This is a genomic window from Variovorax sp. J2L1-78 (genome assembly GCF_030317205.1).
Classification (GTDB): Bacteria; Pseudomonadota; Gammaproteobacteria; order Burkholderiales; family Burkholderiaceae_C; genus Variovorax; species Variovorax arabinosiphilus.
This window is the reverse complement of sequence record NZ_JASZYB010000003.1, coordinates 790,926-807,536: the sequence shown is the minus strand read 5'-3', so window position 1 is coordinate 807,536 and position 16,611 is coordinate 790,926. Positions and strand designations below refer to the sequence as shown.

Here is a 16,611-nt window from a genome sequence, read left to right as displayed (position 1 = left end):
AGGGCCTTTTAGGTTGTGTCCGAGTGCGGCCATCGTAGGCCGCACCGAATGAATGATGGTTTCCTTATCTTGTGACAAAAGCAATAAAATTCCATCAACTCACGATGATGAATTTTTATTTCATTTATTGATCTATGGTGGAATCTTCATCACTCGACACCATCGACTTGCGCCTGCTCGACGCCTTACAGCGCGACGCCTCGCAGACGAACCAGCAACTCGCGGCCGACCACCACATCTCGCCACCGACCTGCCTGCGGCGGGTGCAGCGCCTGCGCGCCGCCGGGTTGATCGAACGCCAGGTCGCGATCCTGTCGCCCGACCGGCTGGCGCCGGTGCTCGGTCACGGGCTGCAGGCGCTGGTGGAGGTCTCGCTCGACCGGCAGGATGCCGTCGCGCTGGACGCCTTCGAGGCCCGCGCGATCGCCGACGACGCGGTGCAGCAGTGCTGGCGCGTCTCGCCAGGCCCCGACTTCGTGCTGGTGGTGATCGCGCGCGACATGCCGGGCTACCAGGCGCTGGCGCAGCGCCTCTTCACGGCCGATGCGAACGTGCGCAACGTCAAGGCCTTCTTCGCCGTCAAGCGGGCGAAGTTCGACACCCGGCTGCCGATCCTGCCAATCTCGCCGACAGCGGCGCCTTAGCCCTGCTTCTTCTGAGGCCGCGGCCAGTTCGGGAAGCTGGTCTGCCGCGCGCGCGCCACCGTGAGCGCCCCGGGCGCGGTGCTCTTGCTCACGACCGAGCCACCGCCGACGGTGCCGCCCGCGCCGATCGTCACCGGCGCCACCAGCACGCAGTTGCTGCCGACGTGCACGTCGTCCTCGATCACGGTGCGGTGCTTGTTCGCGCCGTCGTAGTTGGCCGTGATGCTGCCCGCGCCGTAATTGACCCGCGCGCCCACCGTGGCGTCGCCCAGATAGGCCAGGTGGTTGGCCTTGGCGCCGTCGGCCAGGGTGGAATTCTTCACCTCGACGAAGTTGCCGATGTGCACCTCCGCGCCCAGTCGGGCACCGGGCCGCAGCCGGGCGAAGGGGCCGACCCGCGCATCGGGGCCGACCGTCGCGCCGGCCTTCTCGCCATCGATGTGCGTGAAGGGATGGATCACCGCGCCCGCCTCGATGCGCGCGTTGGCAATGACGCAGTTCGCGCCGATGCGCACGCCGTCGCCCAGCACCACCGCGCCCTCGAAGACGCAGTTGACGTCGATCTCGACATCCATGCCGCAGGCCAGCGTGCCGCGCAGGTCGAAGCGCGCCGGGTCGGCCAGCCGCACGCCGTCGGCCATCAGCGCCTCGGCCTGGCGCTGCTGCAGCGCGCGTTCCAGCGCGGCCAGCTGCGCCGGGCTGTTGACGCCCGCCACCTGCACCGGGTCGTCGATGCGGTGGGCGACCACCGGCACGCCGTCGGTGGTCGCGAAGCCGACGATGTCGGTGAGGTAATACTCGGCCTGCGCATTGCGGTTGTCCAGGCGGGCCAGCCAGGTCTTGAGCTGCCGGGCCGGCACGGCCATCACGCCGCTGTAGACCTCGCGCACGGCGCGCTGCGCCTCGGTGGCGTCCTTCTGCTCGACGATGGCCAGCACCTGGCCCGTGGGCGCATCGCGCAGGACGCGGCCGTAGCCGGTCGGGTCCTCGAACTCGATGGTGAGGAGCGCCAGCCGTTCGCCGCCACTGGCCGCGACCAGCGCCCGCAGAGCCGGCTCGCCGATCAGCGGCACGTCGCCCGACAGCACCAGCACGGTGCCGTCGTCGGGCAGCGCGGGCACGGCCTGCTGCACCGCATGGCCGGTGCCGAGCTGCGGCATCTGGCGCGCGAACCGGGGCGCCATGCCGGCGAACTCGGCGTCGATGGCCGCCTCGACCGCGTCGGCACCGTGCCCGGTGACCACCACCACGTGCCGTGCGCCCAGGCGCGCCGCGGTGTCGAGCACCCGCGCCACCAGCGCCCGGCCGCCCAGGCGATGCAGCACCTTCGGGCGCACGCTCCTCATGCGCGTGCCCTTGCCTGCGGCCATTACCACGACGTCGATCGCCGTTGCGGGTTTCTCGGTTTGCGCCTGGTTCATGCTTCTTGCTTCTCTCGCGTTCGGTGGGGCCGGATTATCGGCCGGCGTGCACTGCCCATTTCGTCACAGTTTGGCGTCCACAAACTGCAACAATTGCGCGGCGCTCCTCCAAAAGAACCAGGAAACTAAAACTTTTGAATACACTTCTGGCGCCGCCAACCCAAGCCTCCATGAAAATTTCTCTCTGTACGCTGTTCGAAGGGAACTACCACTTCGGGGTTGCCGCACTGTCCAACTCGCTCGTCACCGCCGGATTCTCCGGCGTGCTGTGGGCCGGCTACCGAGGCGCCCTGCCGGCATGGCTCACCGAATCGCCCGCCTACGACGCGGCGACCGCCATCTACCAGGTGAGTCCGGGCTTTCAACTGCGCATGGTGCTGCTCGACACGCCGATGCACTTCACCTATTACAAGCCGACCTTCCTGCGCGAGGTTTTCGAGAAGCACGCGCCCGACACCGATCTGGTCGCCTACATCGACCCCGACATCGTGGTGAAGTGCGACTGGCCGTCGTTCTGCGGCTGGTTCACCGACGACGCGCTCTCGCTGGCGGAAGACGTCAACTGGGCCTTCCCGTCGCGCCACCCGAAGCGCCTGCTCTGGAACGCCTTCTTCACCGAGCACGGCATCTCGTCGATCCGGCCGAGCGAGCGCTACTACAACGCCGGCTTCATCGGCGTGCCGCGGCAGCACCTCGACTTCCTCGTGCTCTGGGAACGGTTGTGCCACCTCGTGCTCGGCTACAACCAGGGCGTCAAGCACCTGAAGGCGGGCGGCTCGGCGACGCTCTTCCATTCGACCGATCAGGACGCGCTGAACTTCGCGCTCACTGCGCACGAGGCGACGCTCAACACGGCCGGGCCCGACGCCATGGACTTCATCGCGGGCGGCTACTACCTGTCGCACGCGATCGGCTCGCCCAAGCCCTGGAACACGCCGCATGTTCGCAAGGCGCTCGGCGGCCAGTCACCGTCGGTGGCGACCAAGGCGTATTTCGAGCATGTCGAAGGGCCGATCCGGATCTTCTCGGACGCCGAACTCAAGCGCCACCGCCTCGCGCTGCGCGTGGCGTCGGCCATCGGACGGGTCTACCAACGGCGCTGAAGCGCCGTCAGGCAGCCGTCGGCGCCGCGGTGCGCCATTCACGCCAGCGCGCCAGCAGCATCGCGTACTGGAACACGCAGCTGGCGACACTGCTGGCCAGGCCGAAGCCGAGCACCGACTTCAGGTCGCTGATGCCGACCAGCCACAGGTAGAGCACCTGCGTGATCAGCGTCGCGACGATGCTGAAGCTCTGGCGCGCCGTCGCGCCGCGCACCGTCAGCGTCCGGAACGCGAAACCCGCCGCGTTGGACAGCAGCGACGACAGAAACATCATCCAGACCAGCGGCGTCATGCTGCGGTACTGCTCGCCCAGCAGCAGGATCCAGTACTGCGGGAACAACAGCGAGGTCATGAAGGTGCAGGCCATCGCCAGCAGGTAAAGGCCATGGACCTGTGCCAGCACCCGCACGAAGCGCGGCCCCGTCTGGGCCCGGGCGATGGCCGGGAACAGGAGAATGTTCGCCACCCGGTCGACCACGACCAGCGCCATGGCCAAGCGGCCGAAGGCGCCGACCTCGGCCACCATGTTGGCGGTGCCGAAGAGCGAGACGATGAAGACGGTCACCACGCCCTGCACCTGGTAAAAAATGGCCGGCAGGATCAGCGGCTTGGCAATCCGGATGATTTCGCCATCGACGCGCCGCCCCGTGTCGGCATCGAGCCGATGGTCGCCGATGTGCTGGTCGCGGAACGCTCGCATGTACAGCATCAGCGACACGATGCTGGCCGCCACGGTCGCAGCGATCAACCCGGCGGTCGAATAGCTGCTCATCGGCAGCAACAGGACCAAACCGACGAAGGCGATGCGCACGGCATGGGTGCTGAAGGCCACCCGGTTGAGCGTCGAGATCTTCCCGAGGATGAGCAGCACGGTGTTGGCGTTGTGCTCGCGCAGCGTCACCAGCACCCCGCCCATCGCCACCACCGAGGCGAGCCAGTAGCCCGGCCCGGTCCAGCGGTGCTCGCGCGAGGTGAAGTACCAGTACGGCACGATGATCACCAGCCCGAGGGACAGCAGCAGCCAGCGCTTGTGGAAGACATGGTGGCAGACGGCGACGACCCAGGGCACATCGCGGGTACGCTGGCCCACCACCGGCATGCAGCAATGCGCCACGCCGAGGTCGGTGATGCCCATCATCAGCGTCGTGCAGGCGACGAGGAAGGTGTAGGCGGCGTACTGGTCTTTGGGCAGCACGTTGACGATGAGCAGGCCGGCGATGCCGCTCAGGATCACACCGAAGGACTCGATGCCGCCGACCATGACGACCTGGCGCAGGCGTTCGCGGGAAAAAAGCTTCACGGAATGGACGGGACGCAGGGTGGCGGCATGAAAGAGGGAGGGACGAAGCCGGCAGCGGCCGCCTCGCGGCAAGGAGCCCCCGACGATACGCGAAGGCGCGGCCATTCCGGCCGGACGGGCGCCTCAGATCAGTGGCACAAGTCGCAAAGGCCGCTCGAAATAGTCACCCAGCGCCTCGAGCGCATGCGGCTCGAGGATACGCAGCCAGCCACCGTCGATCTTGTGCAGCCCCATGCGCTGCAACCGCCGCAGCGTCTTGTTGGTGTGCACCAGCGACAGCCCCAGGGCATCGGCGATGTGCTGCTGGTTGAACGGGAACGGGACCCAGCCGTCGCGCACCATGCCCACGCGCTCCGCCCGTCGGTAGAGGTGCATCAGCAGCATCGCCACCCGTTCGCCGGCGTTGCGCCGGCCGGTGGTGACGAGGTTGTCGTCGATCATCTTCTCTTCACGCGCGGCCAGCCAGGTGATGTCGTAGCCCAGCTTGGGCTGCGCGTGGAACAGGTCCCAGAGCCGGTCGCGCTCGAACACGCAGAAGGTCGCGTCCGATGCGGCCTCGACCCCGTGTGTCTGCCCCTCCGCGAATTCGTCCTGCAACCCGATGAAGTCGCCCGGCAGCAGGAAACTGAGGATCTGGCGCCGGCCATCGCTCAGCGACTTGTAGCGGAAGGCCCATCCGGTGTAGAGGGTGTAGAGATGGGGACTGCGCGAATGCTCCTCGATGACCGTGCCGCCCGCCTCGACACGACGGGTGCCGATCCTGAAGGCCTCGATCGCCTTCAATTCCTCGGTCGAGATCGGCAGGAAGGCCGCGTTGCCGCGCAGCCCGCACGCTTCGCACGCGCGGTCGCAATGTGGCGGCAGGGGTGTGGGCAGGGTGTGTTCATCGAATTTCACGCCGGGACTATAGGCGCGGCGGGAGTGTCTTTTGACATTTCATGAATTGGCCCTGCTCCCTACACTTGGCTTGCACTCTTTCGCGTCCATGCCTGCACCCGCTTTTCTCGAACTTCTCTACGTCAGCGTCCTCGCCCCTCACCAGCGGCCCACCGTGGTCGGCCAGATCGTCGCCCAGGCGCGCACGCGCAATGCCGAGCGGGGCATCACCGGACTGCTGGTGTTCGACGGCATCCACTTCTGTCAACACATCGAGGGTCTGCCCGAAGCGGTGACCCCGCTGATGGACCGGATTCGGCAGGACGCGCGGCACGAGGGCGTGCAGGTGCTGTACGAAGGCCCGCGCGACGAGCGCCGCTACCACCGTTTCGACCTGGGTTTTGCGCAGAGCGACGAGCCGCACGACATGGCAGGCATCCATGCGCTCGAGGGCCCGGCCGCGCTGGAGCGCTTTCTGGCGCTGCGTCCGAGCTTCGACGTCAACGGCTGAACGCGTTCAGGCGACCGCGTCGGCGCTGGCATCCCAGCTGTAGGTCGCCCCGAAGCTGTCCCAGGGCTCCATCACCAGCTTCTGCCCGGCCGCCACGACCAGCGACTCGCCCGGTGCCAGCACCAGGTCTTCGCTGCCCCAACTGGCGGTGGCGTCGCGGGTGACCCACAACTGGCCCTGACGCACCCGCAACACGCTCTCGCTGCGCGCCTTCAGCGTCATCGCCTGCCCGGCGGCGATCTGCCAAGCGCCGCGGCGCACCGCCGGCGGAATGGTGGCCTTGCTCGGCAACGGCAGAGAGGAAAGCGAGGACGAGGGGCTGAGGGTGGCGGACATGGCGGACTCCTTTGACGGGCTGGTTCTCCAAAGCGCAATGGCACGCTTCGGGAATGAATGATCGGCGCCTTGCCATTGGCGGTCCAATGAAATGGAAGTACGCTACTGATTCCATTCCCGCATCAATCCATGCAGCACTCCCAGACCCACCTGCGCACCCGGCCGATCTCGGCCGGCCACCTGCGCGCCTTCGAGGCGGTGGCACGGCACCTCAATTTCCGGGCGGCGTCCGAGGAGATGGCGCTCACGCAGTCGGCGGTGAGCCGGCAGATCCAGTCGCTGGAGGAAGAGGTGGGCGTGGCGCTGTTCCTGCGCCATACGCGCGCGGTCGAACTGACCAGCGCCGGGGCGCTGCTGCTGCTGGCGGTGCAGCAGTCGCTGCCGCGCATCGACGGCGCGGTGCGGCAGATCCGCCAGAGCGCCGGTCGCAAGAGCGTGTCGCTCACCACCTTCGCGTCCTTCGCGTCGATGTGGATGATCCCGCGGCTCGAAGCCTTCCAGCGCGACAACCCGGACATCGACATCCGCATCGACGCCAGCGACACGGCCGTGGACCTCGACGTGGCCGATGTCGACCTCGCCCTGCGCTACGCCCCACCCGAGAACATGCCGCCGGACGCCATCCGCCTGTTCGGCGAGACCCTCACGCCGGTGGCCAGCCCCTGGCTCATCAAGAGCAATCCGCCGATCAAGTCCCCGGCCGACATCGCCCGCTTCACGCTGATCGAGGCCGGCGATGCCCACCGCACCCACCTCGAATGGCTGACCTGGCGCCGCTGGTTCGAGGACAACGGCCAGAGCCGTGCCCAGCCCAAGCGCTGGCTCTACTTCAACTATGCCTACCAGATGGTGCAGGCCGCCCTCACCGGCCAGGGCGTGGTGCTGGCGCGCAGCTCGCTCATCGCCGAGAGCCTGGCCAATGGCGACCTGGTCGAGGTGCTGCCGCAGCACCGCCTCGATTCACCGATGGCCTACTGGCTGCTGATCGGCCCGCGCAGCGCGCCGCGCCCGGAGATCAAGGCCTTCTGCGACTGGCTGCGCGAACAGGCCGCCGTCACGCGCGAGACCATCGGCGAGGTGCCCGACCCGGACACGGTCGACCACCTGGACTGACCCCCCCCGAAGCGGCGCACTTCGTGTCGCCGCCTCCCCCTCAAGGGGGCGATACCAGCGGCCCGGCGAAGCCGGTTCCGCGGTATCCCCGGCACGGAGCCGTATCAGCCCACAGGCCAGACGACGCCGTTGTCGTTCAGGATGGCGTCCAGCGGCATGTCGTGGGCCTCGGTCTCCAGGTCGTCGAGGAAGCCGTTCGTGAAACCCAGGCCCACCGTGAAGGGCCGCGGCTCGAGCGATGCAAGCGTACGGTCGTAGAAGCCGCCGCCGTAGCCCAGCCGGTAGCCGCCAGCGCTGTAGCCCAGACAAGGCACGAACAGCAGCGTCGGCACGATCAGTTCGGTGTCCTTGGGCTTCGGGATGTCGTAGGCGTCGTTCTCCATCGGGCAGCCCGGGTACCACGAGTGGAAGGTCAGGGTCTTGTGGTCGCGGTTGACCACCGGCAGGCCGATGCGGCGGCGATGCGGCTCGTCGAGCAGCTCGCCGTCCTCCTTCCAGCGGTGCAAGGCCGGCAGGGGGTCGAACTCCCCCTTGATCGGCCAGTAGGCGCCGATGACGGTGTCGGGCCGCCCGACCAGCCAGATGCGCATGACGCGCTGCAAAAGATCGGCGCGCTGTAGGCGGTCGGGCATCGCCAGGCGTTGCTCGATGAGCGCTGCCCGCAGCTGAGCCTTCAGAAAAGCAGCCGTTTCCTTGCGGCCTTCTGCCGCGTTTCCATCGTGTGCCTTGTCCATAATCCCCCGATGCAAGTTCCTGGCATTTTGGCACCCCGGCGCCACCTCCTCGGCGCAATCGCCCTCACGCTCGCTGCGCTGCTCCAGCCCGCCTGCGCGCAGAACACGAACGACGACGTGATCGTCCAGATGAAACAGGCCTTCCAGCGCGGCGACAAGGCGCGCCTGGCGGCCCTGCTGCCCCAGGCCCGCGGCCATGCGCTCGAACCCTGGGCCGCCTACTGGGAACTCAAGGCGCGGCTCAACGAGGCCAGTTCGCGCGAGGTGCAGGACTTCCTCGCGCGCTACGCCGGCACCTACCAGGAAGACCGCCTGCGCAACGACTGGCTGCTGCTGCTCGGCCAGCGCCGCGACTGGGACGGCTTCGCCGACATGTACGCCGGCTTTCGCATGCGCGACGACGCGCAGGTGCAGTGCTACGCGACGCTGGTCGACGTCCTCAAGACCGGCGCGGCCACCAAGGCGCAGGTCGAATCGGTGCGTGACACCTGGCTGCGCCAGCGCGACGCCGACGACGGCTGCCTGACCGCGGCCGACCGGCTGATCGCCTCCCGCCTGTTGACGCCCGAGACGGCGTGGAAGAAGGCCCGCCTGGCGATCGAGGCCAACCGGCCACAGGCCGCGCGCGCCGCCATCACGCTGGCCGCACCGGATGCGCTGCCCACGTTCGATCAGGTCAACGCCAGCGCCGCGAAGTTCCTGGGCAACGCGATCATCGCCGCGTCGCGTGCCCGCAAGGAAATGGTGGTGCTCGCCCTCATCAAGGTCGCCATGGCCGACCCCGACCAGGCCGCCGGCCAGCTCGAGGGCAAGTGGGCGCCGATGCTCACCGCCGAGGAGCGCAACTGGCTGTGGGGCACCATCGGCCGCCAGGCCGCGACCAAGCTCTCGCCGCAAGCCAACGTCTATTTCGCGAACGTCACGAAGAACAGCGACCTGTCCGACGACATGCTCGGCTGGAAGGTGCGCGCCGCCCTGCGCGCCGCCCAGTGGAAGGACGTGAACGCCTCCATCTTGGCCATGAGCGAGGTTGCGCAGGACGACCCGACCTGGGTCTACTGGCGCGCCCGCGCACTCACCGCCATGGGCGGCGACGAACGCAAGGCGCAAGCGCGCACCCTGCTCGAGACCATCGCCGGTACCCGCGGCTTCTACGAGCTGCTGGCCTTGGAAGACCTGGGCCAGCGCGCCATGGTGCCGACCAAGCCCGATCCGCTCACGGCCGAGGAAAAGCAGGCGGCGCGCAACAACCCGTCGCTCGCACGCGGCCTGTACGCCATCGCGATCGGCCTGCGGCCCGAGGGCGTGCGCGAGTGGAACTACGCCACCAACCTGCACGACAAGGGCGGGATGGGCGACCGCGAACTGCTCGCCGCCGCCGACTTCGCCTGCCAGCGCGAGGTGTGGGACCGCTGCATCAACACCAGCGAACGCACCAAGGGCGCGATCGACATCGAGCAGCGCTTCCCGATGCCCTTCCACGACACGGTGTTGCGCAAGAGCCAGGACATCGGCCTCGATCCGGCCTACGTCTACGGGCTGATCCGCCAGGAAAGCCGCTTCATCATGGACGCGCGCTCGGGTGTCGGCGCCTCCGGCCTGATGCAGGTGATGCCGGCCACGGCGAAGTGGACCGCCAACAAGATCGGCCTCGCGGGCTTCACGCCCAACCAGATCAACGACCGCGAAACCAACATCACGATCGGCACCAACTACCTCAAGCTCGCGCTCGACGACTTCGATGGCTCCATGGCCCTCGCCGCCGCCGCCTACAACGCCGGCCCGGGCCGGCCGCGCAACTGGCGCAACGGGCCGGTGCTCGACGCGGCCATCTGGGCGGAGAACGTGCCCTTCAACGAAACCCGCGACTACGTGAAGAAGGTGCTGGCCAACACCACCAACTACGCCGCCATCATCAGCGGACAGCCGCAGTCGCTCAAAAGCCGGCTCGGCCGCATCGGCCCGCGTGACGCCGCCGAGCCCGAACCCAACAGGGACCTGCCCTGATGGCCTGGGTGGACGAGGTGCTCGACACCGTCGCGGCCGAATTCTCGGACGCCGGCGATGTCGCCCAGTTCACCCGCATCGTGATTCGACTCACGTTCGCGAGCGTGCTCGGATTTGCGCTCGGCTTCGAGCGCGAGCAGCAGGGCAAGGCGGCCGGCGTGCGCACCCACATGCTGGTGGCAGTAGGCTCGGCGCTGTTCGTGCTGATCCCGCAGCAGACCGGCATCGTGCCGGCCGACATGAGCCGCGTGATCCAGGGGCTGGTGGCGGGCGTCGGCTTCCTTTGCGCAGGCACCATCCTCAAGCATGGCCGCGATGAGCAGCAGGTGCAGGGCCTGACCACCGCTGCGGGCCTGTGGATGACCGCCGCCATCGGCATGGCCTGCGGGCTCGGCCGGGAAACGACGGCCATCCTCAGCACGCTGCTGGCGCTGGCCGTGCTGATGCTGGTGCCACGCGCGGTGGCGCTGCTCGAACGCGTCGTCGGCCCGCGGCAGGCGCCGCCCGAGAACGCCGCCGACGACCGGGCGCCGCCGCGCTGAGCGCATCAAATCGGGCACGCTTCGGCATCAATGGCCAGCCCGATCGCCGCTAGCATCGGCGTTTTGATCGGGGAACCGCCATGCTCAAGCTCTACATCGGCAACAAGAACTACTCGTCCTGGTCTATGCGCCCGTGGGTGCTCATGACGCAGGCCGGCATTCCGTTCGAGGAAGTCATGGTGCGTTTCGGCACCGACTTTTCCAGCCCCGACTCCGCGTTCAAGAAGACCGTGCGGCCGATCAACCCCGCGGGCACGGTGCCGTTCCTGGTCGATGGCGACATCGTCGTATCCGACACACTGGCCATCGCCGAATACCTGGCGGAGTCCTTCCCCGGGAAGGCGCTGTGGCCCACCGACAAGGCCCGGCGCGCCCAGGCGCGCAGTGCCTGCGCCGAGATGCACGCCGGCTTCCGCGCGATCCGCAACCACTGTGGCATGAACATCGAAGCCGACCTCGCACCCCAGGGCCGATTGCTGATGCGCGACCGCAGCGACGTGCGCGCCGATCTGGCGCGGCTGGTCGCGTTGTGGGACGGCCTGCTGGCGCAGCACGGCGGCCCGATGCTGTTCGGAGACTTCAGCATCGCCGATGCGTACTTCGCACCCGTGTGCTCGCGCCTGAAGACCTATGCGCTGCCAGTGCCGCCGACCATCGCTGCCTATGTCGAGCGCGTGCATGCGGTGCCGGCCGTGAAGGCCTGGACCGATGCAGCGCGCGTCGAGCACGCTTTCGTCGTCGAGGACGAGCCCTATCGGCTCGCGCCCTGAACCGTCAGAAGGTGTAGGTCAGACCCACGTAGGAAACGATCGGGTTGAGCTTCAGGCGTGTCTCGCTGGTCGCCACATTGCGCCCGGCCACCGACGTGGTCAGCGTCGCCTTGGTCTTCAGCGGGATGTACGACACCGAGAAGGCCAGGCCCCAGTTCTTGTCGAGCTTGTAGGCCATCCCGAGATTGAACACCGGTGCGAAGGAACTCTTGAGGTCGGCGGTCGTACGGGTCAACGCGGCCGGTGCGCCGATCTGGCTGGCGAGTGCTCCCTGCAGGCTCTGCGACAGTTCGACGCTGCGGTAGAACACGTAGGTCCCGCCGATGCCCGCATAAGGACGCCAGGTCGCGTTGCTGTCGTTGAAGTAGTACTTGGCGAGCAAGGTCGGACTCCACTGGCGCGCCGTGCCGATCTCGCCCAACCGGCCCAGCGAGCCCTCGCCATCCAGCTTGAACTTGGGCGGGATGCCGAGTTCCAGTTGGGTGGCCCAGTGACCATCGACGAAGTACGTGGCATTCAGCCCCAGCGTGTCGGCATTGCCGACGCCAGCGCCGGAGCCTGGCACTGTCCGGCGCACCGGAGAAGTGAAGCTCAGAGGTTCGCTGGAGTCTTGCGGAGCGAAGTGAAGCCATCCCCCACCGAGCTGCCAAGAACCCGCCTGCTGCGCGGATGCGCTTGCGCAGCCCAGCGCCGCCAAGGCGGCCAGCAAATAGATCGACTTCTTCATGTTGTCCATGTCCCCAAAAAAGTTGAATTGCGTGCGGCTGCAAATGCGGATGCGCACACCCTGAAGTTTATCGAACGATCGTGCTTTTTCAGTCCCCGGGCTATCCCTACACTCGACCCCATGAACACATTTCTGGTCGGCGGTGCGATCCGCGATGCCCTGCTCGGGCGGCCGGGCAGCGACCGCGACTGGGTCGTCGTCGGCGCGACGCCGGCCCAGATGGAGGCGAGCGGCTACCTGCCCGTGGGCCGCGATTTCCCTGTCTTCCTGCACCCGCAGACGCGCGAGGAATACGCCTTGGCCCGCACCGAGCGCAAGAGCGCCCCGGGCTACCGCGGCTTCGTCGTGCACGCCGCGCCCGACGTCACGCTCGAGCAGGACCTGGCCCGCCGCGACCTGACGATCAACGCCATCGCCCTGCCCGCCGAGCGCGCGGACGATGTGCCGATCGACGCATCGGCGCTGGTCGACCCGTACCACGGGCAACGCGACCTGCGGCAGAAGGTGCTGCGCCATGTCACCGACGCTTTTCGCGAAGACCCGGTGCGCATCCTGCGGGTCGCGCGCTTCGCCGCGCGCTTCGCCGACTTCTCGATCGCGCCCGAGACGCAGGCGCTCATGCGCGAGATGGTGGCCGACGGCGAGGTCGACGCGCTGGTGCCCGAGCGCGTCTGGCAGGAGCTGGCGCGCGGCCTCATGGAGGCACGCCCGTCGCGCATGGTCGAGGTGCTGCGCGACTGCGGCGCACTCAAGGTCCTGCTGCCCGAGGTCGACCGCCTCTGGGGCGTGCCCCAGCCCGAAGCACACCACCCCGAGGTCGACACCGGCGTTCACCTGATGATGGTGCTCGACATGGCGGCGCGCCTGGAGGCGCCGCTGCCGGTGCGCTTCGCCTGCCTGGCGCACGACCTGGGCAAGGGCACGACCCGTGCCGACGAACTGCCGCGCCACATCGGCCACGAGCAGCGCAGTGCGAAGCTGCTGCAGGCCGTGTGCGAACGCTGGCGCATCCCGGTCGAACTGCGCGAACTGGCCGAGGTGGTGGCGCGCGAGCACGGCAACATCCACCGCAGCGCGGGCCTGGGCGCCGCCGCGCTGATGCGCCTGCTGGAGCGTTGCGACGCCCTGCGGAAGCCGCAGCGCTTCGCCCAGGTGCTGCTGGCCTGCGAATGCGACGCCCGCGGCCGGCTCGGCTTCGAGGACCGGTCGTATCCGCAGCGCGAACGCCTGCAGCGCGTGCTCGATGCCGCGCTGGCCGTGCCGACCCGGCCCATCGCCGAAGCGGCGGCGCTGCGCGGCGCCACCGGACCCAAGATCGGCGAGGCCGTGAGCCGCGCGCGCACCGAGGCCGTAGCGGCACTGCTGGGCGAGGCGGGCTGAGCCATACGGCCCCCAGGCACTCGCGGCGTTGGCCGACGCGGCACGGCAAGCCCGGCTGTTAAGGTCTGTTGCGATGCAGAAGCCTCCCCGCCTCACCCCCGACGCCGCCCTCTTCCTAGACTTCGATGGCACGCTGGTCGCCCTGGCCGAGACCCCTGAAGCCATCGAGGTGCCACCGGCCCTCGTGGCCCTGCTCACCGATCTGCACGGCTTGCTGGGCGGCGCGCTCGCCGTGGTCTCGGGTCGCCAGATCGACGTGCTCGACCGCTTCCTCGCGCCCTTGCGCCTGCCCTCGGCCGGCGAACACGGCGTGCAGCGCCGCGCTGCCGACGGCCACATGCAGGAGCAGCGCCCGCCCGACCTCGCCTTCGTGCTCGACGCCTGCAACGACCTCGCAGGCGCGCACCAGGGCCTGCTGGTCGAGCGCAAGCACTCGGCCATCGCGCTGCACTACCGCATGGCGCCCGACCTCGTCGATGTCTGCCGCGACGCGCTGGTCCGGCTGCTCGACGGGCAGCCGCAGCTCGAGCTGCTGCACGGCAAGTTCGTCTTCGAAGTGAAGCCCGCGGGCGTGAACAAGGGCGTCGCGATCGACGCGTTCATGCGCGAGATGCCCTTCGCCGGCCGCGTGCCGGTGTTCGCCGGCGACGACACGACCGACGAGACCGGCTTCGCGGTCGTCCAGCCGCGCGGCGGCATCGCGATCAAGGTCGGCTCCGGGCCGACGCAGGCGCTGCACCGGCTCGACTCGACGCTCGCCGTCTACGAATGGCTGCTGGAGGCGCGCGACCTGCTGGCGAATGGTCCGAGTCCGGAGGCCCAGGCATGAGCCGCCTCGTCGTCGTCTCCAACCGCGTGGCCGATCCGCGCAAGCCCGCCGCCGGTGGCCTGGCCGTGGCGCTGGGCGAATCGCTGCAGCAGAGCGGCGGCCTCTGGTTCGGCTGGAGCGGCACCATCGTCGAGGACGGCCCGACCGGCGAAGGCGAGATGCACAAGCAGCAGGCCGGCAAGGTCACGCTGGCCACCATCGACCTCTGCCGCGAAGACCACGACAGCTACTACGCGGGCTACAGCAACGACGTGCTGTGGCCGGTGTTCCACAACCGCCTCGACCTGGCCAATTTCGATGCCGGCTTCATCGGCGGCTACCGGCGCGTGAACCAGCTGTTCGCGCGCAAGCTGATGCCGCTGCTGCAGGAAGACGACATCATCTGGGTGCACGACTACCACCTGATCCCGCTGGCCGCCGAGCTGCGCGCCATGGGCTGCCGCCAGCGCATCGGCTTCTTCCTGCACATCCCGCTGCCGCCGCAGATCATCATGGCGGCGATCCCGCAACACGAATGGCTGGCGCGCTCGCTCTTCGCCTACGACCTGATCGGCTTCCAGGCCAACCAGGACGTGCAGCACTTCGAGCGCTATGTGATCAACGAGGCGCATGGCCAGGCGCTGGGCGACGACATGTACCGCGCCTATGGCCAGACGGTGCGCTGCAGTGCCTTCCCCATCGGCATCGACGTGGACCAGTTCCTGGCGCTCACGCATGCCAAGGAAGCCAAGGACATGTACGAGACGATGAAGCGCGAGTATTCGCAGCGTCGTCTGCTGCTGGGCATCGACCGGCTCGACTACTCCAAGGGGATTCCGCACCGCGTGCGCGCCTTCCGCGAGCTGCTGGCGAACTACCCGGAGAACCGGCGCAGCGCGACGCTGATCCAGATCGCCTCGCCCACGCGCGAGAGCGTCGACGCCTATGGCGACATCCGGCGAGAACTGGAATCGCTGTGCGGTGCGATCAACGGTGACTACGGTGAGCTCGACTGGATGCCGGTGCGCTACATCCACCGCATGGTGGCCCGCAAGCGCGTGCCGGGCCTGTGCCGCGCGGCCGCCGTCGGGTTGGTGACGCCGCTGCGCGACGGCATGAACCTGGTGGCGAAGGAGTATGTCGCGGCCCAGGACCCGGCCGACCCCGGCGTGCTGGTGCTGTCGCGCTTCGCCGGCGCGGCCGAGCAGATGAAGGAAGCCTTGCTGGTCAACCCCTACGACGTGCACGGCACGGCCGAGACGGTCCAGCAGGCGCTGCAGATGCCGCTCGACGAACGGCGCGCGCGGCACCAGAAACTGCTGCAGCGCATCCGCGACCACGATGTGCACTGGTGGCGCAACACCTTCCTGGACGCGCTCAGGCAGATGCCGAACGTGCGCGACTGAGCAACTCGTTGTCCGGCAAAGGCGCTTGCAGGTAGGGCCGAAGCACCGCGTCCATCCAGTCCATGAAAGCCTGCACGCGCTTGGAGACGTGGCGGCGGTGCGGGTAGACCAGCGACACCGGCATCGGCGGCGCGCAGAAGGCCGGCATCAATTCCACCAGCGCGCCCTCGGCGATCAGCGGACGCAGCCAGTAGGCGGGCGCCTGGATGATGCCCAGGCCGGCCAGGCAAGCATCCCGGTACGCATCGGTGCCGGTCACGGTGACGACGCTGGCCATCGGCAGGGTGCTCAGTCCTTGCGCCGTCGTGTATTCCCACAGCGCCGGTCCACCGCCCAGCGCAGGGGCGTAGCGCACCAGGCGGTGCGATGCGAGGTCGGCCAGCGTATGGGGCGTGCCGTGCACGGCAATGTAGGCAGGGCTGGCGACGTTGGTCTGCCACTGCTCGCCCAGTCGCCGCGCCACCAGCCCGGAGTCCTGCAGCGTGCCGACCCGCAGCACGCAATCGAAGCCTTCGTGGACCAGGTCGACGCGGCGGTCGGTGGTACTCAGCTCGAGGTCGAGTTGCGGATGGGCCGCGAGGAACTCCGGCAAGCGTGGGATCACTACCTCACGGGCCAGGGCGATCGGCATGTCGACCCGCAGACGCCCACGCAAGGTGCTGGGTGCCTGATGGAACAAGGACTGCAGTTCGTCCGCATCGGCCAGCAGCAGCAAGGCCCGTTCGCGCAACTGCTCGCCATCGGGCGTGAGGCGCACCGTGCGGGTGGTCCGGTGCAACAGGCGTGTACCCAGCTCGCTTTCCAGTTGCTGGACGGTGGTCGACACCCTTGCCTTCGGCCGGCCGAGTTGCTCGGCGGCGCGGGTAAAGCTCGCCAACTCGGCAACGGTGACGAAGGTGCGCAACGCATCAAGTTCGAAAGCCATGCAGCTAT

Annotated in this window: 17 protein-coding genes; 10 read left to right on the top strand and 7 right to left on the bottom strand. The window is 68.3% G+C overall.

The window, feature by feature from the left end:
* The first annotated feature begins 137 nt into the window (after positions 1–137).
* Positions 138–644 carry an Lrp/AsnC family transcriptional regulator gene (locus tag QTH86_RS22250; RefSeq protein WP_286648326.1) on the top strand — a complete coding sequence of 169 codons (507 nt, stop codon included), beginning with the start codon at positions 138–140 and terminating at the stop codon, positions 642–644.
* Here QTH86_RS22250 and glmU read toward each other — a convergent pair.
* The gene (glmU, locus tag QTH86_RS22245; protein ID WP_286648325.1) at positions 641–2,065 is read right to left on the bottom strand and encodes a bifunctional UDP-N-acetylglucosamine diphosphorylase/glucosamine-1-phosphate N-acetyltransferase GlmU; all 1,425 of its coding nucleotides are present in this window, start codon (positions 2,063–2,065) and stop codon (positions 641–643) included. The genes QTH86_RS22250 and glmU overlap by 4 nt on opposite strands.
* Before the next feature lie 170 nt (positions 2,066–2,235).
* Between glmU and QTH86_RS22240 the strand changes: the two genes are divergently transcribed.
* Positions 2,236–3,168, top strand: a complete 933-nt coding sequence (locus tag QTH86_RS22240; protein WP_286648324.1) for a hypothetical protein — start codon at positions 2,236–2,238, stop codon at positions 3,166–3,168.
* Between the two features lie 7 nt (positions 3,169–3,175).
* Here the strand turns inward: QTH86_RS22240 and QTH86_RS22235 are convergent, their stop codons facing one another.
* Together QTH86_RS22235 and QTH86_RS22230 are read right to left on the bottom strand one after the other, a co-directional pair.
* Positions 3,176–4,468, bottom strand: coding sequence for an MATE family efflux transporter (locus QTH86_RS22235; protein WP_286648323.1), 1,293 nt, complete (start codon positions 4,466–4,468; stop codon positions 3,176–3,178).
* A 123-nt stretch (positions 4,469–4,591) separates the two neighbouring features.
* Positions 4,592–5,293: a Crp/Fnr family transcriptional regulator gene (locus QTH86_RS22230; RefSeq protein ID WP_286648417.1), complete on the bottom strand. Its 702-nt coding sequence runs from the start codon at positions 5,291–5,293 to the stop codon at positions 4,592–4,594.
* Between the two features lie 160 nt (positions 5,294–5,453).
* Here QTH86_RS22230 and QTH86_RS22225 point away from each other — a divergent pair, with 160 nt between their 5' ends.
* Positions 5,454–5,855 (top strand): BLUF domain-containing protein, encoded by a 402-nt coding sequence (locus tag QTH86_RS22225; protein WP_286648322.1) that lies wholly within the window; start codon positions 5,454–5,456, stop codon positions 5,853–5,855.
* 6 nt (positions 5,856–5,861) lie between these two features.
* Here QTH86_RS22225 and QTH86_RS22220 read toward each other — a convergent pair whose 3' ends face one another.
* The gene (locus QTH86_RS22220; RefSeq protein ID WP_286648321.1) at positions 5,862–6,191 is read right to left on the bottom strand and encodes a DUF2917 domain-containing protein; all 330 of its coding nucleotides are present in this window, start codon (positions 6,189–6,191) and stop codon (positions 5,862–5,864) included.
* Positions 6,192–6,320: 129 nt separating this feature from the next.
* Here QTH86_RS22220 and QTH86_RS22215 point away from each other — a divergent pair, with 129 nt between their 5' ends.
* Positions 6,321–7,304 carry a LysR substrate-binding domain-containing protein gene (locus QTH86_RS22215; RefSeq protein WP_286648320.1) on the top strand — a complete coding sequence of 328 codons (984 nt, stop codon included), beginning with the start codon at positions 6,321–6,323 and terminating at the stop codon, positions 7,302–7,304.
* 104 nt (positions 7,305–7,408) lie between these two features.
* Here the strand turns inward: QTH86_RS22215 and QTH86_RS22210 are convergent, their stop codons facing one another.
* Complete coding sequence (locus QTH86_RS22210) at positions 7,409–8,038, bottom strand: 5-formyltetrahydrofolate cyclo-ligase (protein WP_286648319.1); 630 nt, start codon at positions 8,036–8,038, stop codon at positions 7,409–7,411.
* 9 nt (positions 8,039–8,047) lie between these two features.
* On the opposite strand from QTH86_RS22210, the gene QTH86_RS22205 reads away from it, so the two are divergent.
* The 3 genes from QTH86_RS22205 (at position 8,048) to QTH86_RS22195 (ending at position 11,357) form a co-directional block, all read left to right on the top strand.
* Positions 8,048–10,045, top strand: a complete 1,998-nt coding sequence (locus QTH86_RS22205) for a lytic transglycosylase domain-containing protein (RefSeq protein WP_286648318.1) — start codon at positions 8,048–8,050, stop codon at positions 10,043–10,045.
* Positions 10,045–10,587, top strand: a complete 543-nt coding sequence (locus tag QTH86_RS22200) for an MgtC/SapB family protein (protein ID WP_286648317.1) — start codon at positions 10,045–10,047, stop codon at positions 10,585–10,587. Before QTH86_RS22205 ends, QTH86_RS22200 begins: the two co-directional genes overlap by 1 nt.
* A gap of 80 nt (positions 10,588–10,667) precedes the next feature.
* A complete protein-coding gene (locus QTH86_RS22195) occupies positions 10,668–11,357 on the top strand; it encodes a glutathione S-transferase family protein (protein ID WP_286648316.1) in 690 nt (229 codons plus the stop codon).
* A 4-nt stretch (positions 11,358–11,361) separates the two neighbouring features.
* Here QTH86_RS22195 and QTH86_RS22190 read toward each other — a convergent pair whose 3' ends face one another.
* The gene (locus QTH86_RS22190) at positions 11,362–12,084 is read right to left on the bottom strand and encodes an OmpW/AlkL family protein (protein ID WP_286648315.1); all 723 of its coding nucleotides are present in this window, start codon (positions 12,082–12,084) and stop codon (positions 11,362–11,364) included.
* A 120-nt stretch (positions 12,085–12,204) separates the two neighbouring features.
* On the opposite strand from QTH86_RS22190, the gene QTH86_RS22185 reads away from it, so the two are divergent.
* The 3 genes from QTH86_RS22185 to otsA all read left to right on the top strand — a co-directional run bounded on the left by QTH86_RS22185 (position 12,205) and on the right by otsA (position 15,678).
* Positions 12,205–13,464 carry a multifunctional CCA addition/repair protein gene (locus QTH86_RS22185; RefSeq protein WP_286648314.1) on the top strand — a complete coding sequence of 420 codons (1,260 nt, stop codon included), beginning with the start codon at positions 12,205–12,207 and terminating at the stop codon, positions 13,462–13,464.
* 73 nt (positions 13,465–13,537) lie between these two features.
* Positions 13,538–14,293: a trehalose-phosphatase gene (otsB, locus tag QTH86_RS22180; RefSeq protein ID WP_286648313.1), complete on the top strand. Its 756-nt coding sequence runs from the start codon at positions 13,538–13,540 to the stop codon at positions 14,291–14,293.
* A complete protein-coding gene (gene otsA / locus QTH86_RS22175) occupies positions 14,290–15,678 on the top strand; it encodes an alpha,alpha-trehalose-phosphate synthase (UDP-forming) (RefSeq protein ID WP_286648312.1) in 1,389 nt (462 codons plus the stop codon). Before otsB ends, otsA begins: the two co-directional genes overlap by 4 nt.
* On the opposite strand, the gene QTH86_RS22170 is transcribed toward otsA, so the two are convergent.
* Positions 15,650–16,603, bottom strand: coding sequence for a LysR family transcriptional regulator (locus QTH86_RS22170; protein ID WP_286648311.1), 954 nt, complete (start codon positions 16,601–16,603; stop codon positions 15,650–15,652). The genes otsA and QTH86_RS22170 overlap by 29 nt on opposite strands.
* Positions 16,604–16,611 lie beyond the last annotated feature (8 nt).

Coding starts and splice junctions, on each gene's coding strand:
- QTH86_RS22205 (WP_286648318.1), top strand. CDS start 8,048: ATGCAAGTTCCTGGCATTTTGGCACCCCGGCGCCACCTCCTCGGCGCA.
- QTH86_RS22195 (WP_286648316.1), top strand. CDS start 10,668: ATGCTCAAGCTCTACATCGGCAACAAGAACTACTCGTCCTGGTCTATG.
- QTH86_RS22225 (WP_286648322.1), top strand. CDS start 5,454: ATGCCTGCACCCGCTTTTCTCGAACTTCTCTACGTCAGCGTCCTCGCC.
- glmU (WP_286648325.1), bottom strand. CDS start 2,065: ATGAACCAGGCGCAAACCGAGAAACCCGCAACGGCGATCGACGTCGTG.
- otsA (WP_286648312.1), top strand. CDS start 14,290: ATGAGCCGCCTCGTCGTCGTCTCCAACCGCGTGGCCGATCCGCGCAAG.
- QTH86_RS22190 (WP_286648315.1), bottom strand. CDS start 12,084: ATGAAGAAGTCGATCTATTTGCTGGCCGCCTTGGCGGCGCTGGGCTGC.
- QTH86_RS22185 (WP_286648314.1), top strand. CDS start 12,205: ATGAACACATTTCTGGTCGGCGGTGCGATCCGCGATGCCCTGCTCGGG.
- QTH86_RS22200 (WP_286648317.1), top strand. CDS start 10,045: ATGGCCTGGGTGGACGAGGTGCTCGACACCGTCGCGGCCGAATTCTCG.
- QTH86_RS22220 (WP_286648321.1), bottom strand. CDS start 6,191: ATGTCCGCCACCCTCAGCCCCTCGTCCTCGCTTTCCTCTCTGCCGTTG.
- QTH86_RS22240 (WP_286648324.1), top strand. CDS start 2,236: ATGAAAATTTCTCTCTGTACGCTGTTCGAAGGGAACTACCACTTCGGG.
- QTH86_RS22215 (WP_286648320.1), top strand. CDS start 6,321: ATGCAGCACTCCCAGACCCACCTGCGCACCCGGCCGATCTCGGCCGGC.
- otsB (WP_286648313.1), top strand. CDS start 13,538: ATGCAGAAGCCTCCCCGCCTCACCCCCGACGCCGCCCTCTTCCTAGAC.
- QTH86_RS22210 (WP_286648319.1), bottom strand. CDS start 8,038: ATGGACAAGGCACACGATGGAAACGCGGCAGAAGGCCGCAAGGAAACG.
- QTH86_RS22170 (WP_286648311.1), bottom strand. CDS start 16,603: ATGGCTTTCGAACTTGATGCGTTGCGCACCTTCGTCACCGTTGCCGAG.